The 16,178-nt window shown below is 67.6% G+C and carries 14 protein-coding genes; 9 read left to right on the top strand and 5 right to left on the bottom strand.

Annotated elements, in window-relative coordinates:
* Nucleotides 1–78 precede the first annotated feature (78 nt).
* From AC27VL_RS13615 to AC27VL_RS13585, 7 genes are all read left to right on the top strand, one after another.
* A complete protein-coding gene (locus tag AC27VL_RS13615) occupies nucleotides 79–867 on the top strand; it encodes an enoyl-CoA hydratase-related protein (protein WP_099818343.1) in 789 nt (262 codons plus the stop codon).
* A 1-nt stretch (nucleotide 868) separates the two neighbouring features.
* Nucleotides 869–1,255: a VOC family protein gene (locus tag AC27VL_RS13610; protein WP_108267325.1), complete on the top strand. Its 387-nt coding sequence runs from the start codon at nucleotides 869–871 to the stop codon at nucleotides 1,253–1,255.
* Nucleotides 1,256–1,426: 171 nt separating this feature from the next.
* Entirely contained in the window at nucleotides 1,427–2,320 is an 894-nt protein-coding gene (locus AC27VL_RS13605) for a hydroxymethylglutaryl-CoA lyase (RefSeq protein WP_080148851.1), read from the top strand.
* Nucleotides 2,317–4,890, top strand: coding sequence for a sensor domain-containing protein (locus tag AC27VL_RS13600; protein ID WP_488766913.1), 2,574 nt, complete (start codon nucleotides 2,317–2,319; stop codon nucleotides 4,888–4,890). The genes AC27VL_RS13605 and AC27VL_RS13600 overlap by 4 nt, the downstream gene beginning before the upstream one ends.
* Nucleotides 4,891–4,969: 79 nt before the next feature.
* The gene (locus tag AC27VL_RS13595; RefSeq protein ID WP_488766912.1) at nucleotides 4,970–5,740 is read left to right on the top strand and encodes an SDR family NAD(P)-dependent oxidoreductase; all 771 of its coding nucleotides are present in this window, start codon (nucleotides 4,970–4,972) and stop codon (nucleotides 5,738–5,740) included.
* A gap of 49 nt (nucleotides 5,741–5,789) precedes the next feature.
* Complete coding sequence (yeiP, locus tag AC27VL_RS13590; RefSeq protein ID WP_089240894.1) at nucleotides 5,790–6,356, top strand: elongation factor P-like protein YeiP; 567 nt, start codon at nucleotides 5,790–5,792, stop codon at nucleotides 6,354–6,356.
* Nucleotides 6,346–6,894, top strand: a complete 549-nt coding sequence (locus AC27VL_RS13585; RefSeq protein WP_100554110.1) for a hypothetical protein — start codon at nucleotides 6,346–6,348, stop codon at nucleotides 6,892–6,894. Before yeiP ends, AC27VL_RS13585 begins: the two co-directional genes overlap by 11 nt.
* Before the next feature lie 72 nt (nucleotides 6,895–6,966).
* On the opposite strand, the gene AC27VL_RS13580 is transcribed toward AC27VL_RS13585, so the two are convergent.
* The 4 genes from AC27VL_RS13580 to AC27VL_RS13565 all read right to left on the bottom strand — a co-directional run bounded on the left by AC27VL_RS13580 (nucleotide 6,967) and on the right by AC27VL_RS13565 (nucleotide 12,462).
* A complete protein-coding gene (locus AC27VL_RS13580) occupies nucleotides 6,967–7,665 on the bottom strand; it encodes an MliC family protein (RefSeq protein ID WP_191077766.1) in 699 nt (232 codons plus the stop codon).
* Between the two features lie 83 nt (nucleotides 7,666–7,748).
* The gene (locus AC27VL_RS13575; protein ID WP_191077767.1) at nucleotides 7,749–8,141 is read right to left on the bottom strand and encodes a nuclear transport factor 2 family protein; all 393 of its coding nucleotides are present in this window, start codon (nucleotides 8,139–8,141) and stop codon (nucleotides 7,749–7,751) included.
* Entirely contained in the window at nucleotides 8,122–11,286 is a 3,165-nt protein-coding gene (locus AC27VL_RS13570) for a multidrug efflux RND transporter permease subunit (protein ID WP_191077768.1), read from the bottom strand. The genes AC27VL_RS13575 and AC27VL_RS13570 overlap by 20 nt, the downstream gene beginning before the upstream one ends.
* Before the next feature lie 21 nt (nucleotides 11,287–11,307).
* Entirely contained in the window at nucleotides 11,308–12,462 is a 1,155-nt protein-coding gene (locus AC27VL_RS13565; protein WP_488766909.1) for an efflux RND transporter periplasmic adaptor subunit, read from the bottom strand.
* A 130-nt stretch (nucleotides 12,463–12,592) separates the two neighbouring features.
* On the opposite strand from AC27VL_RS13565, the gene AC27VL_RS13560 reads away from it, so the two are divergent.
* Both AC27VL_RS13560 and AC27VL_RS13555 read left to right on the top strand, forming a co-directional pair.
* Nucleotides 12,593–13,309, top strand: a complete 717-nt coding sequence (locus tag AC27VL_RS13560; protein ID WP_089240884.1) for a response regulator — start codon at nucleotides 12,593–12,595, stop codon at nucleotides 13,307–13,309.
* Complete coding sequence (locus AC27VL_RS13555) at nucleotides 13,309–14,376, top strand: ATP-binding protein (protein WP_100465229.1); 1,068 nt, start codon at nucleotides 13,309–13,311, stop codon at nucleotides 14,374–14,376. Before AC27VL_RS13560 ends, AC27VL_RS13555 begins: the two co-directional genes overlap by 1 nt.
* Here the strand turns inward: AC27VL_RS13555 and AC27VL_RS13550 are convergent.
* Nucleotides 14,354–16,153 (bottom strand): DUF7844 domain-containing protein, encoded by a 1,800-nt coding sequence (locus AC27VL_RS13550; RefSeq protein WP_488766907.1) that lies wholly within the window; start codon nucleotides 16,151–16,153, stop codon nucleotides 14,354–14,356. The genes AC27VL_RS13555 and AC27VL_RS13550 overlap by 23 nt on opposite strands.
* Nucleotides 16,154–16,178: the final 25 nt, after the last annotated feature.

Genomic DNA, 16,178 nt, shown 5'->3' with positions numbered 1-16,178 from the left:
ACATTCCCGCGTCGCGTCATGGCCCATGACCAATGGCCCGCTATGATCCATACAGGTATGGAGCAACCCCGGAATCCCATGAACGATGCTTTGCAGATCGAGCGCAATGGCGCTGTCCTGACCCTCTGGCTGAACCGGCCGGAGCTGCACAACGCCTTCGATGCCGGCTTGATCGCCCGGCTGACCGCCGCCCTGGAAGCGGCCGGCCGCGATGACACCGTGCGCACGGTGGTGGTGGCCGGCCACGGCGCCTCCTTCTCCGCAGGTGCGGACATGCAGTGGATGCGCGGCATGGCCACGGCCAGCGAGGCCGACAACCGCGAGGACGCCCTGGCCCTGGCCCGGCTGATGCGCACGCTGGACGAACTGCCCAAGCCGACCCTGGCCCGGGTCCACGGCGCCGCCTTCGGTGGCGGGGTCGGCCTGGTGGCCTGCTGCGATATCGCCATCGCCACCAGCGCCGCCCGCTTCGGCCTGACCGAAAGCCGGCTGGGCCTGCTGCCGGCGGTGATCTCGCCCTATGTGATCGAGGCCATCGGCAGCCGCCAGGCCCGTCGCTGGTTCGCCACCGGCGAGCACTTCGACGCCGACACCGCCCTGCGTATCGGCCTGATCCACCATCTGGTGGAGCCCGAACGCCTGGACGAAGCGGTACAGCGGCAGCTGGCCCTGCTCGACAAGGCCGGGCCGATCGCCTCGGCCTCGGCCAAGCTGCTGGTCCGGCAGGTTCGCGACGCCGATGATCGCGACAGCCTGGACCGTGACAATGCCGCCCTGATCGCCCGCCTGCGGGTGTCGGCCGAAGGCCAGGAAGGCCTGGGCGCGTTCCTCGACAAGCGCGCGCCGCACTGGGTCACGGAGGCCTGACATGCTGGATCATATCGGTTTGAACAGCGGCGACCTGCCGCGCAGCAAGGCCTTCTTCCTGCAGGCGTTGGCACCGCTGCAGATCGGCCTGGTGATGGAGGTCAGTGCCGAACAGACCGGCGCCCACGACCACGTGGGTTTCGGCAACCACGGCAAGCCCTTCTTCTGGCTGGGCAATGCGGCGCCCCTCAGCCAGGGCGTGCACGTGGCCTTCGTCTGCGGCGAACGCGCCCAGGTTGATGCGTTCCATGCCGCCGCCCTGGCCGCGGGTGGCCGCGACAACGGGGCGCCCGGCCTGCGCCCGTGGTACCACCCGGACTATTACGCCGCCTTCGTGATCGACCCCGATGGCAACAACATCGAGGCGGTCTGCCACCTGCCCGGGTAGACCCTTCCGCCACAACCAGGCGCAGGCGTGGCCGCTTGTGCGACCCGCCTGCGTATCTCATCTGGCAGCCTGGCGAAGACCGGGCCGCCCCCGTTTCCCAGGAACCGCCGTGACCCCAGTCGATCCCATCCGCCCCGCCCGTCCCGCCTCGCCTGCCGTAGGGGTGCTGCGATGAGCGATTTCGTCCGCATCGTCGAAGTCGGCCCCCGCGATGGGCTGCAGAACGAAAAGCAGGCCGTGGCCACCGCCGACAAGATCGCCCTGATCGATCGCCTGTCGGCCACCGGCCTGCGTACCATCGAGGCGACCAGCTTCGTCAGCCCGCGCTGGGTCCCGCAGCTGGCCGACGCGGCCGAGGTCTATGCCGGCATCCAGCGCCGCCCGGGCATCGCCTATCCGGTACTGGTGCCGAACGAACAGGGCTACGACCGTGCGCGCGCCGTCGGCGTGCAGGAAATTGCGGTCTTCACCGCCGCATCGGAAGCCTTCAACCGCACCAACACCAACGCCGGCATCGATGAATCGCTGGCCCGTTTCGAGCCGATCCTGCGCCGTGCGGCGGCTGATGGTGTGCGCGTACGTGGCTACGTCTCCACTGTGCTCGGCTGCCCGTACCAGGGCGAGGTGCCGCTGGCCGACGTTGTGCGTGTGGCGCGTGCCCTGCATCAAATGGGGTGTTACGAAATCTCGCTGGGCGACACCATCGGCGTCGGTACGCCGCGCAAGGCCCGCGCGATGCTGCAGGCAGTGGCTGCCGAGATCCCGATGAGCGCATTGGCCGTGCACTTCCACGACACCTATGGCCAGGCCATCGCCAACATCGCGGCCTGCCTGGAAGAAGGCGTGCGCGTGGTCGACAGCGCCGTGTCCGGCGCCGGCGGCTGCCCGTACGCCAAGGGCGCCAGCGGCAACGTGGCCAGCGAGGACGTGGTGTACCTGCTGCAGGGCCTTGGCCTGGAGTGCGGCGTGGACCTGCCTTCGCTGGCCGAGACCGGCCGTTGGCTGGCCGGGCTGCTCGGCCGTGCCACCGCCAGCCGCGTCGGGCAGGCGCTGGCGGCGACATGAACGACAGCGGCCCGCGCGACCGTCCGGCCATCGGCGATGCTTCCGCCGCAACCGACGACGCGCTGGCCGCTCTGGACGCGGCGCTGGCTGCTTCACCGCCACCAGCCCGGGCAAGGCTGCTGCACCAGGCGCGGCAGGCCTTGGCCGATGCACAACAGCGCGAACTGGATACCCAGGCCCGCTATGCCGCGCTGTTCGACGCCGTGCCCGACCCGGTCAGCATCCTCAGCGCCGAAGGCGTGGTGCTGGACGTCAACCGTGCCGGCATCGTCGCCTACGACCGCCCGCGCGAAGACATCGTCGGCCAGCCGATCGAACTGCTCAACCCGGACCTGCCCAGCGACCACCTGCAACCGGTGTGGGAAGCGCTGAACCGCGGCGACACCTACGTCATCGAAGTGACCAACATGCGCGGTGATGGCAGCCGTTTTCCGGTGGAGGTGCACTCGGCCGGCTTCCAGGACCGCGGCCAACCCTGCATCGTCGCCGTCGCCCGCGACCTGAGCGGGCGCTGGCGCGCCGAGTCGCGCTATCGCCTGTTGATGGAATCGATCGACAAGGGCGTGATCCTGTTCGACCGTGATCTGCGCGTTCTGTCCGCCAATCCCGCAGCGCACCGCATCCTCGGCCTCACCGGTGGTGGCGTGGGCTTGAATTCGATGCTCGATCCCGAAGCCTGGATCATCGTCGACGAACACGGCCATCCGCTGACCCAGTCACAGTGGCCGACCAGCCGCTGCTTCCAGGCCGGGCGGATGATCCGCAGCACCATCATCGGCCTGTACCACCGCCCACGCGGACGCATGCTGTGGTTGTCCACCACCAACGTGCCGGTGTTCGGCAACGGCTGCGACCAGGCCGACCATGTCTATGCGATGTTCAGTGACATCACCGAACTGAAGCGCAACAACACCCTGTTCGCGCGCGCGCAGTCACTGGCCCACATCGGCGGCTGGGAGTGGGATCGTGGCCTGCAGCGCCTGTACCTCACCGATGAGGCGCGGCGCATCGTCGGCCAGCCAGCCGACCTGGAAGACATGCCGGACCTGCTGGACTGCCTGCGCAGCGACGACCGCGCCGCCCTGCAGCAGGCGCTGGCCGACACCATCGAGCACCGCAGCAGCTTCGGCCTGGAGCTGCAGGGCCAGCGTCGCGATGGCCACTCGTTCTGGATCCGGATGATCGGCGAGGTCTCGGCCGGTGATGTCGATGCCGCGCGCATCACCGGCACCGTGCAGGACATCACCGAGCGCAAGCAGGCCGAGGAAACCCTGCGCGTGCAGGCCCGCACCGACCCGTTGACCGGAATCATGAACCGCGATGCGGTGCTGAGCGACCTCGGCGTGCGCATGCACAGCCCCGGCCACGACCGCGTGGCGGTGCTGTATATCGACCTGGACCGCTTCAAGGTGGTCAACGACCTGCTTGGCCACAACGCCGGGGATGAACTGTTGATCGAAGCGACCCGGCGCATCGCCACCGCGATCGGCACCGAAGGCCTGCTTGCACGCTTTGGCGGCGACGAGTTCCTGGTGATCTGTGACCTGCGCGACCAGCCGGACCAGGCCGAACAACTGGCCGAGCGCATCACTGCGGCCTTTTCGGCGCCGTTCCAGCTGGGCAGCGACGAGTTCCCGGTCACCGCCAGCATCGGCATCGCCCGTGCACCGCGCGATGGCAACCGGCCGCAGCAGCTGATCCAGAACGCCGACACCGCGATGTACGAGTGCAAGCGACGCACCCGCAACGGCTGGCAGGTGTTCTCCCCGGAACTGGCACAGCGCCAGCATGACCGCCTGCAGATCGAGAGCCGGCTGCACAAGGCCCTGGATGGCGACGAGTTCCACCTGGTCTACCAGCCACAGGTCAACCTGCGCAGCGGCGCCACCATCGCCTGCGAGGCGTTGATGCGCTGGCACAACACGCAGCTGGGGCAGATGCGCCCGGACCTGTTCATCCGCCACGCCGAGCACACCGGCGACATCGTGCGCATCGGTCAATGGGCGCTGCGCGAAGCCTGCCGGCAGGTCCGGCAATGGCAGGACGATGGGCTCGGCCTGGTGCGGGTGGCGGTCAACGTGTCCTGGCGGCAGTTCGTCGGTGAGGATCTTGCCCGCTGGGTGCGGCAGGTGCTGGATGAGTTCGGCCTGCCCGGCAGCGTGCTGGAGCTGGAGTTCACCGAGCGGGTGCTGATCGAAGATGCGCCGGACACCCTGCGCACTTTCGCCCGCCTGCGCGAGATGGGGGTGATGCTGACCATCGACGACTTCGGCGAAGGCTACAGCGCGCTGAACTATCTGCGCCGGCTGCCCATCCATGGGCTGAAACTGAGCCAGCTGTTCGTTGAAGGCATCCCCCGCAACCGCTCGGATGTGGCGGTCTGCGAGGCGGTCTGCGCGATTGCCCGCAGCCTCGGCCTGGGCGTGGTCGCCGAAGGTGTGGAAACCGAACCACAACGGCAATGCCTGCTCGACCTGGGGGTGACCGTCGGCCAGGGCTTCCTGTTCGCCCACGGACTGCCCGCCGCCGACTTCGAGCGTCGCCTGCGGCGCGCCCGCGAACTGGGCTGAGGCCGGCGGCGCAGTGCACAACGGCGGCTGCCGTCGCTTCCGTTAGAATCGGCGGTTCTTGAACCTGCAGGACCGTGCAATGCAGCTGTCTTCCGTACGTGCCGTGATCACTGGCGGCGTCTCCGGCCTCGGCCTGGCCGTGGCCCAGCACCTGGTTGCCCAGGGCGGCAAGGTCGCCCTGTTCGACCTCAACGACGCCAAGGGCGCGGCCGCTGTTGCCGGGCTGGGGCAGGACAACGCCCGCTATTTCAATGTCAACGTCAGTGATGAAGCGTCCGTGTCGGCTGCCATCGACCAGGCCTTCGATTTCCTCGGCGGCCTGAATGTCGCCATGAACTGCGCCGGCATCCTCGGCGCTGGCCGCGTGCTGGGCAGGGAAGGCCCGATGCCGCTGGCCGGGTTCCAGGGCACGGTGATGGTCAACCTGGTCGGCAGCTTCAACGTCGCCAAGGCCGCCGCCAATCGCATGCAGCACAACGAGGTCGGGGTGGACGGCGAGCGCGGCGTCATCATCAACACCGCCAGCGTTGCCGCCTACGAAGGCCAGATCGGCCAGGCCGCCTACTCCGCTTCCAAAGGTGGCGTGGTGGCAATGACCCTGCCGATGGCCCGCGAGCTGTCGCGCTTCGGCATCCGCGTCAACACCATCGCGCCGGGCGTGTTCTGGACGCCGATGGTCGATGGCATGCCCGAAGCCGTGCAGGAATCGCTGGCCGCGTCGATCCCGTTCCCATCGCGCCTGGGCAAGCCGGAAGACTTCGCCAGCCTGGTCGGCCACATCCTCGGCAACACCTATATCAACGGCGAGACCATCCGCCTGGACGGCGCCACCCGGCTCGCTCCGAAGTGATTCCCCCCGGGCGCCGGGACGGCGCCCTCCCCCAACGACCAACATCATCATGAAAGCCAACGACATCAAGAAGGGCAACGTCGTCGAGTTCAACAACGGCGTCTACCAGATCCGCGACATCGAGCGCAGCTCGCCGCAGGGTCGCGGCGGCAACGTCCGCTTCCGCTTCATCATGTACAGCGTGCCGGGCGGCAACAAGCTCGATGCCAGCTTCGATGCCGACGACAACCTGGTCGAAGTCGAACTGCTGCGCCGCCAGTCCACCTACTCGTACAAGGACGGCGATGCGTTCGTGTTCCTGGACGACGAGGACTACACCCCCTACACCCTGGACGCGGACGTGATCGGCGATGACGCTGGTTACATCACCGACGGCCTGACCGGCATCTACGTGCAGGTGATCGACGACCTGCCGGTGGCGATCCAGTTGCCGGCCTCGGTGGTGCTGGAAGTGGTCGAGACCCCACCGGAACTGAAGGGTGGCACCGCCACCAAGCGCCCGAAGCCGGCCAAGCTCAACACCGGCATCGAAATCATGGTGCCGGAATACATCGTCAACGGTGAGCGTGTGCTGGTGAATACCAGCACCGGCGAATTTGCTGGCCGTGCCGATTAACCGCGCTGCGCTGATCGCCTGCCTGTCCCTGCTTGCGGCGTGCTCGCCGCAGGCAGCGGACAACGGTGCAGGTGGTGCCACGCCAGAGGCCGTAGCGATCGATCCGGTGGCTCCCATCGCACCGGCAGCGGCGTCGCCCGCGGCCCTGCAGGAACCCGCCGAGGAGCCCTCCGCTACCAGCCTGCCCTCGAGTTACGAGGAACTGGAACAGGCCCGTGCTGCCGCTGGCTGTGCGGTCTCCAACGACGTGTACGACATCGAAGACATACGCATCTACTGTCAGATGCCCGACGACGTGCAGGCGTTTCTCGCGCGCGAAAACACCTGCCAGCATTTCGCCGGCGAAGAGCCCTACGACGACGAGCGCCGTCGGGAACTCGAAGAGGCCAGCGCGACGTACTGCGAGGGTCGCGAGAAGATCTTCGCCGACCTGGTGGCCCGCCACCAGAACGACTGCGCGATCCGCAAAGCACTGATCGGCATCAATGGTCGCTACGACCTTGCGTTTGAGCTGGACATCAAGCCCTGCGAGGGCTGAAGCAAAAAAGGGGACGGAGGGGATTAAGTCGTTCATGGCACAAACGACTTAATCCCCTCCGTCCCCTTTTTCTTACTTGCCGCCGAAGTTGCCGCAGCCGTGGTATTGGCGCGTGCCCACGGTCAACATCGCCTTGGCCTCGAACGCCTCACCACTCATGTCGTCCTGGCAGGTGGTGCGCTGGAAGCTCAGCTTGATGTCGGTGCCGTCGGCCGCCTTGCCGACCCAGCCATCTGCGCCCTCGGTCGGCTTTGCGACGGTGAAGCGGCGCTCGCCGTAGTCGACGTCCACCTGCAGGCCCGGTGCATCACCATCGACGACGGCCAGCCAACCCGGCTCGTTGCCAGTGGCACGGAACGCCGCGTTGCCGGCACTGCCATCGCCCTCGGTCGCTTCCACCGCTGCACACTCACGATCCGCTTCGCCCTTCAGGCTGAGCAGCGCTTCATCGCTGCCGCGGGTCCAGAAGCTGTTGCCCTTGCCGTCGGCATACTTCGCACCGGAGGCCGCGCGTTCGGAGGACATCGCGAAACTGCGCCCGCCGATCACAACCATCGCTGCGTCCTCACCGTTGAAGGTCGCGCGCACATCGAGGTCGCCGCAGCGATAGAGGGTTTCGTTGCCGCCGCCATCAACAGCGGCAGCCACAGGTGCCGGTGTCGGCGTTGCGACCGCATCGCCTGCGCCACTGGCGGCCGGCGTCTGCGCCGGCTGACAGGCGCTCAGCGCAAGGCCGAGGGAGGCAGCCAACAGACTGGAAACTACACGCATGGCTCGACTCCTTGTCGAAACTACAGAGACCTTGGACCCTACCATCTGCGCGCAAACGGGGCCTGAAAGCTGCATGACCGTGTTCAGCCTGCCAGCACCGCCATCGACAGCAGCTGCGCGCCGCTGGCACTGGAAGCGCTTGTCCAGACGCGCAACAGGCGAAAGCGCTGCACGTGTTCGCGTCCCAGCCAATGCACATGCAGCTGAACATCGCCGGATAACAATGCCAGGCGTCCACACAGCAACGTTTCAACTGCATGCACCTGCAGCGCAAGAATCTGCAGGCGTCCTTGCCGCCAGTCCCTCAGCCAGGGCAGGTCGAGCATCCGACCGCCCTGTCCGTCCATCATGAACAACACCGGTGACAGCAGCGCAGTGGCTGCGCCATGGTCGCCGTCCAGCAGCGCATCCCGCAGCTGCTGCTCCAGCACGCGCAGCTGCGCCTCGTACAGGCCCTCAGGGCTCCTGCTTTCCATCCACCTGCTTTCCATCCACGCTTCCTCCCGGCGTCGGCCGGCGTCGGCGCAGGCGCTGCGCAAGCCAATGCTGCGCGCCCTGCACCACCACATAGAACACCGGCACGAAGAACACGGCCAGCACGGTCGCGCTGACCATGCCGCCGAACACGCCGGTACCGATGGCCTGTTGCGTTTCCTTTGAAGCACCCTGCGCCAGCATCAGCGGCACCACACCCAGCGCGAACGCCAGCGAGGTCATGACGATCGGCCGCAGCCGCAGGCGTGCCGCTTCGATGGTCGCCTCGACCAGGCCGCGTCCCTGCTGTTGCAGCTGGCGGGCGAACTCGACGATCAGGATCGCGTTCTTCGCCGAAAGCCCGATCACCGTGATCATGCCGACCTTGAAGAACACATCATTGGGCATCCCGCGCAGCAGCACTGCAGCAACGGCGCCGAGCAGGCCCAACGGCACCACCAGCATCACCGCCAGCGGAATCGACCAGCTCTCGTACAACGCCGCCAGCACCAGGAACACCACCAGCATCGACAGCAGCAGCAACCACGGCGCCTGTGCACCAGACTCACGCTCCTGCAGCGACTGGCTGGTCCACTGCAGGGCGAAGCCCGCTGGCAGCTGCTGTGCAAGGCGCTCCATCTCGATCATCGCCTGACCGGTGGAGACCCCGCTGGCGGGTGCGCCGGACAGGTTCAATGCCGGGAACCCCAGATAACGCTGCAGCTGCAGCGGCGCCTCGGTCCAGTGCGCGGTGACCAGCTCGGACAACGCCACCATGCCGCCCTCGCTGTTGCGGACATACAGCTTCAACACGTCCTCCAGCTGCATCCGGTGCGGCGCATCGGCCTGCACGATCACCTGCTGCATGCGTCCGCGATTGGGAAAATCGTTGACGTACTGCGAGCCCATCGCCGCCGACAGCGTTGCACTGATGTCGGTGAACGCCACACCCATCGCCTCGGCCTTGGCGCGATCGATGTCCAGGCGCACGTTGCTGCCCGCCGGCATGCCATCGGCATGCACTTCGGCCAGCAGCGGGCTGGCCTCTGCCAGTTTCAGCAACTGCTGCAGGGCGGCCCGCAGCTCGGCCTGGCCCTGCCCGGTACGTGCCTGCAGCGCCAACGAGAACCCGGAGGAACGGCCAAGACTGTCGATGGCCGGCGGCATCACGCTCATCACCTCACCTTCCGGCACAGTCGCCATGGCCTGCTGCGCCGCCTTTACTTCGTCCGCTGCGGTGCTGCCGCCGCGCTCACCCCAGTCCTTCAACATGGTGTAGGTCAGTGCTGCGCTCGGGCCGGAACCGGAGAAGCTGTAGCCGAGGATGGCCTGGTTGGACGCGATCGCCGGCCGCGAGGCGACGTGCTGCTCGTAGGCTTCGACCACCGCCAGCGTGCGTTCGGCGGTTGCTTCGGCCGGCAGCTGGATGGAGGTCATGAAATAGCCCTGGTCCTCTTCAGGCAGGAACGCACCCGGCAACCAATGCAGGCCGATCAGCAGTGCCACCAGCAAGGCAGCGAACAGGCCCATCACCCGGCCACTGCGCCGAAGGACCGCCGCCACGCCCTGCCGGTAACGCCCGGTCATCCGCTCGAAGCCACGGTTGAACGCACCGAACACACCGCCGCGGCCATGGTGACCACGCGTGCCTTGGCGCAGCAGCGTCGCGCACAACGCCGGGGTCAGGCTCAGCGCCAGCAGTGCCGAGAACAGGATGGACACCGACATCGCCACACTGAACTGGCGGTAGATCGCACCGACCGAGCCACTGGCCAGCGCCATCGGGATGAATACCGCGGTCAGCACCAGGGTGATGCCGATCACCGCACCGGTCAGCTCACGCATCGCCTTGATCGTGGCCTCGCGCGGCGGCAGGCCCTCTTCGGCCATGATCCGCTCCACGCCCTCGACCACCACGATAGCGTCGTCAACAATGATGCCGATCGCCAGCACCATGCCGAACATGGTCAATACGTTGATCGAGAAACCCAGTGCCAGCATCACCGCAAAGGTGCCCAACAGCGCGATCGGCGCGACCAGGGCGGGGATCAGCGTATAGCGCCAGTTCTGCAGGAACAGGTACATCACCGCAAACACCAGCAGCATCGCCTCGACCAGGGTCTGCAGCACCTTCTGGATCGATACCTTGACGAAGGGCGCGGTGTCGAACGGAATGCTGGACTCAACACCGTGCGGCAGCAGCGGCTGAAGGTCGGCCATGCGTTCGCGCACAGCCGTGGCGGTGCGCACCGCATTCGCACCGGGGCGCAGCTGCACGCCGGCGGCCGTCGCCGGATAGCCGTCTTCGCGCGTGCCCCAGGCATAGCTCTGCGCACCCAGCTCGACCCGGGCGACGTCACCCAGCAGCACCCGCGAACCATCGGCACCGGCGCGCAGCACGATCGCTGCGAACTGCTCGGGCGTGGACAGCTGGCCTTCGGCACTCAAGGGCACGGTGATGCGCTGGCCGGGAACACCGGGCGAATCGCCGATGCGACCCGGCGCGATCTCCAGGTTCTGCTGCTCGATCGCGCTGGCCACATCGCCCATGGTCAGGCCGTAGCCGGTCAGCCGGGTCGGGTCCAGCCAGATCCGCATCGCCTGTTCGGCACCGAACAACTGCACGCGGCCGACGCCGTCGATGCGCCGCAGCTCTTCGATGATGTTGCGCGCCATGAAATCGCCCAGCGCCGCTTCGCTGACACTGCCATCGGGTGAGCGCAGGCCCACAAGCATCAGGAACCCCGAGTCGGCAGCCTCCACGAACAGGCCGTTCTGGCGCACGCTGCGTGGCAGGCGCGGCTCGATCGCCTTGATCCGGTTCTGCACGTCCACCTGTGCCAGCTCGGGATCGGTACCGGGCTTGAAGGTCGCGGTGATCGACGCTTCGCCGGAGGTGTCCACCGACGATTCGAAGTACAGCAGGTGTTTGACGCTGGACAGCTCACGCTCGATCAGGCCGACCACCGCGTCATTCAACGTCTGCGGGCTGGCGCCGGGATAGCTGGCATAGATGCTGACACTGGGAGGTGCGACCGCCGGATAGCGCTCAACCGCCAGCCGCGGAATGGCCAGCACGCCGGCCAGAATGACGAAGATCGCCAGCACCCAGGCAAACACCGGGCGATCGATGAAGAAACGAGCCATGTCGTAGGTTCCTGGAAGGGCTCAGCCCTGGCTTGCGGGTGTCGGCGTTGCGTTGGCGTTGGCGCTGGCGACCGGCACCTGCCAGTCGCGCGGATCGACCAGCACGCCCTCCTGCAGGCGCTCCTGGCCTTCCACCACGACCTTCTCGCCCGCCTTCAGGCCATGTCGCACCAGCCATTGCCGGTTGACGCTGCCGTCCACCTCCAGCGTGCGGATCACTGCTTTGCCATCGGCGGCGATGACCCAGGCATAGGCCTGGCCACCGGCGCTGCGCAGCACCGCCTGCTGAGGCAGCAGCAGCGCGCTGGCCGGCGCACCGCGCGGCACCCGGGCACGAACGTACATGCCCGGCAACAGCTGCCGCTCAGGGTTGTCGACCAGGATGCGCAGGATCACATCACCGGTGCGTGCATCGACATTGACACCGGAGAACAACAGCCGGCCGCGCTCGGGCAGCGGCGTACCCGCCGCGCCGATGATCGTCACCGGCAGCTCGCCGTCCACCGCACCGCGCCGCAGGGCCTGCAGCTGTGATGCAGGCTGGCGTACGTCCACATAGACCTGGTCGATCTGCTGCACCACCGCCATCGGCTCGGCATCGGCGACGCCGACCAGCGCGCCTTCGGTCACCAATGCCTGGTCGATGCGCCCATCGATCGGTGCACTGACCGTCGCGTAGCGCAGGTCGAGCTGGCGTCGCGCCAGGATCGCCCGCGCTTCGTTGACCGCTGCGCGGGCCTGCTCGTGCTCGGCGCTGGCATCGTCGCGATGCTGCTGGCTTACCGCCTGCGCGGCGGCCAGTGCCTGCAGCCGCTGTGACTGCACCCGGCTGCGGCCGAGGGCGGCCTCACTGCGCTGCAGGGCCGCCAGCGCCGAATCGACGTCGGCGCGGAACGCCGCCGGGTCGATCTGGAACAGTGGCTCCCCGGCATGTACTTCCGCGCCCTGCTCGAACATCCGGCGCTGCACGATGCCGCCGACCTGCGCACGGATCTGCGCGGTGCGCACCGCCGCCACCCGACCGGGCAGTTCATCATCACGCTGCACCACCTGCGGGCCGACCGTAACCACGCTGACACGCGGCACGGCTTCGACGGTGGGTTCGGGGCGGGAGCAGGCCGTCATGGCCAAGGCGAAGGTCGCGACCAGCGCGACCGGAGTCCTGAAGGTTCTCATTGCTGTGCACAGTGCCGCAGACGCGGCTGACGAATCATGAAGCGCGCAGTGTGCGTGGCGATGATGGGGTTTCGATGGAGGAACTGTGGAGATACGATGGAGGGCAAGCACCTTCCGGCCTCGCCTTGCCATGCATGCCTCCCCTGCCCTCGCGGCGCTGGTCCTGATCGTCGAGGACGAAGCCGAGATCGCCGACATTCTTGCCGCCTACCTTGAACGCGAGGGCCTGCGCACCCTGCGTGCGGCCGATGGCCAGATTGCATTGGACATGCATCGCAGCATGCGCCCGGACCTTGTACTGCTGGACGTGCAGCTGCCGCGGCTGGATGGCTGGAGCGTGCTGACCCAGCTGCGCCAGCGCGGCGAAACGCCGGTCATCATGCTGACCGCGCTGGACCAGGATCTGGACAAGCTGACCGCACTGCGGATGGGCGCGGATGACTATGTAGTCAAGCCGTTCAACCCCGCCGAGGTGGCGGCACGCGTTCGCGCAGTACTGCGGCGTACGCTGCGCAGTTCGCGGGCGGATGCGCCCAGTGCCCTGCGCGTCGGCCCGCTGCTGATCGACACCGCCACCCACGCGGTGCATGTGGAAGGCGACGGCTACAGCCACGAGCTGCTGTTGACGCTGACCGAGTTCAAGCTGCTGCATTGCATGGCATTGGCGCCGTCACGGATCTTCAGCCGCAGCGAGCTGATGCACGAATGCCTGCCGGAAAGCGAAGCACTGGAACGCACCGTGGACAGCCATGTCAGCAAGCTGCGGCGCAAACTGGACGAAGTGGGCCTCACCCAGATTCCGGCCAGCGTGCGCGGTGTCGGCTACCGCCTGATGGCAGACCGCTGATGCGCCGCTCCGGGCTCAGCCGGCACATCATCGTGTCGATGTCGCTGATGGTCGTCGGCGTCATCGTGATGGTGATCCTCTCTTCGTGGCTGCTGTATGCGGTGCTGATCGAGTTCTTCCCGGCCAGCGCCGAAGAGCCGGAAGGATGGCTGCCGACTGGGCCTGAACTGGCGTGGATGGTCGGGGTGATCCTGACCGGGCTGGCGCTGGCGATCGCCGCCTCGTTCCGCCTGGCCCACCGCATCCTGTCGCCGCTCAATTCACTGGTGGACAGCGTACGTGCGCTGGCGGGCGGCGATCTCGGCGCGCGCGCCACGGCCGAGGCCAACTCCCCCGGCGAGGTCGCAGCGCTGGTGGACGACTTCAATGCGATGGCGCGCCGCCTGCAGCACATGGAAAGCGAACGGGTAATGTGGCACGCGGCCATCGCCCACGAACTGCGCACGCCGGTGACGATCCTGCGCGGCCGCCTGCAGGGCCTCGCCGAAGGCGTGTTCCAGCCTGATGAGTCGCAGTTCCGCAGCCTGCTGGCGCAGGTCGAGGGCCTGTCGCGGCTGATCGAGGACCTGCGGGTACTGAGCCTGGCCGACAATGCCCGCCTCGATGTGCGCCGCGCCCGCACCGACGTTGTGGCCGAAGTGCATTCGGTGATGACCCTGGTCGATCCTGCCTTCCGCAGCGCCGGCTTCGTGCTGGAGCTGGAAACCAGCCGCGAAGAGCACCCCGCCCATTGCGACCCGACGCGGTTGCGGCAGGCGCTGCTGGCCTTGCTGGAGAACGCGCGCCGCTATGCCAACCCGGGCAAGGTACGCATCGCCGTGCATGACACCGTGGCCCACGTGCAGGTGGCGATCGAGGACGAAGGCCCCGGTATCGACCCGGCCCTGCACGCGGACATCTTCAATCCGTTCATGCGCGGCGACGGCTCACGATCGCGCCTGGGCGGTGGCAGTGGCCTCGGCCTGGCGGTGGTCAAGGCCATCGCCGATGCGCACGGCGGCCAGGTCTACTGCACGCCGGGCACGGCCGGAGGCAGTCGTTTCGTCATCGAGCTGCCGCGCCAGTAGGTGGCACTTCGGCGGCCTGCTCACGCACCCGCGCACCCAACGCAGCGAGATTGCGGTCGATGTCATCCAGCTCGCGCTGCTGCGATGGTGGCAACTGCGCGCGCAGCTGCACGCGAAGTGCCTGCCAGGCGGGTATGGCCTGTGCGCTGGCAACGTTCACGGCGCGTGCAACCTCTGCCTGTTCTTCCGCCTGCGGCAGGCCGTAACCAGCGTCGGCCAGCAACTGGCCCGGGCGCAACCACTGGCCGCTCTGTTCCAGCAACGCACGCAGCGAACGGGTGGCCGCGCTGTCCGGGTCGGCAAGCAACCGCCGCTTCAGTGCATCGCGTGACCGCAGTTCCGCGCGCCGCTGCGCCGCCTGTTCCAGCAGCAGCAGGCCGGCACTGGCGCGCACATCACCGCGCAGCAACCACGGTGCGCGCTGTTGCGCCGGCAGCGCCAGCCATGCGCGCACATCGCGCGCCGGCAATGCCATCTGCGCTGCGGCAACCGAAAACAACTGCTGGTAGTGATCGCGCGCGGACGCAAAGTAGTAGCCCTGCGCCTGTGCCTGCGCGGGATCGGCCAGCACCTGCTCGTCCAGGGCATGCAGCCGCGCCAGCCGTCGCCGCAATCCACGCGGGCTCAGCTGGGCAAGGCCGGCTTCGCCCAGACGCGGAACGCCTGCCTGCAGCAGCTTCGCCGTCTCCACCGCGCAGTTGTTGCTGACGAAGTAATAGCGGCCGTCATAGCTCCAGTGCACCTGTGCAGTGCGCTCGAGCAGGCTGGCGATCTCACTGCGGTCCAGCTGCAGCGGCAGCGAGGCCAGTCCGCGCAGTTCGACCTTGGTGTACTCGTCCACCACCTGCTGCAGCGGCAGCACGAACAGGCGCGAAGGATAGCCACCGGTCAGGCCGCGCCAGTTGGAGATCTGCACATCGCCGACGAAGGCGCGGAAGGACAGCACCCGGTGATGCTCCAAGTCCAGCCTGCAGTCCGGTCCCGGTGCGCGACCGGGACGGCAGATCAACAGCCGAAGCATGCTGTGACCCCAGCGGCTCATCGGCTGCGCACTGCCTTCGGCGAACAGATAGTCCACGGCGTACACCCGGGCAGGGTCCAGTGCCAGCAGCGAAGCGGCGCCCTCTTCCGCGCCGGCCTGCAACAGCGGAACCGTGTCCGCGCAGTGCGGCGCAGGCAACGATGGCGGCGTACCGAAGTGTGCGCGATACCACTGCGCCAATGCCGGGCGTCGGCACGCGAACTCTGCATCCAGCACGAAGTGTTCGGCGTTCACCGCCAGGTACTCGGCCGGGTCGGTCAGTTCGTAGGCATCGGGGCTGCGGTCGCGGAAGGCATTGTCACCTCGGCCCAGGTGCCATGGCTTGCGCTGCCAACCTGCAAGGTCACGCCAGCGGGCGCTGCGCGACCAGTTCGCACCAGTGCGGTCGGCGACATGGGTCAGTTCATGCACCAGCGCGCTACGCCGCGCGCGGCGGGCACCGGCCACGTCATCATCCAGCAGGTCGCGACGCAGCGCGATGCGTCCGGCGAAGGCACGGCCATGTACGTTCGCGGGCAGGTCGTCACGCCAGCCGACCTTTACCTGCGCGGGCAATGCCCGCAGCAGGCCTTCCGGCAGCAGCGACTGCACATCACTCAGTGTCTGCGTCGCCACCTGCTGCTGCGCCGGGCTCAGCCCGGTAGGGTCCAGCTGCAGGCGCTCAGCCGCATGCGCAGCGTGAGCGATCAGCAGTAGAGCCACGCCATGCGTGGCTGCGTTCCGAACAGATGTCATGAGGTTGCCGGCCAGCGGCCGGCAC

It is taken from the genome of Stenotrophomonas sp. 14P6.2.3 (assembly GCF_057799055.1).
This window is presented reverse-complemented; position numbering and strand designations above follow the sequence as displayed.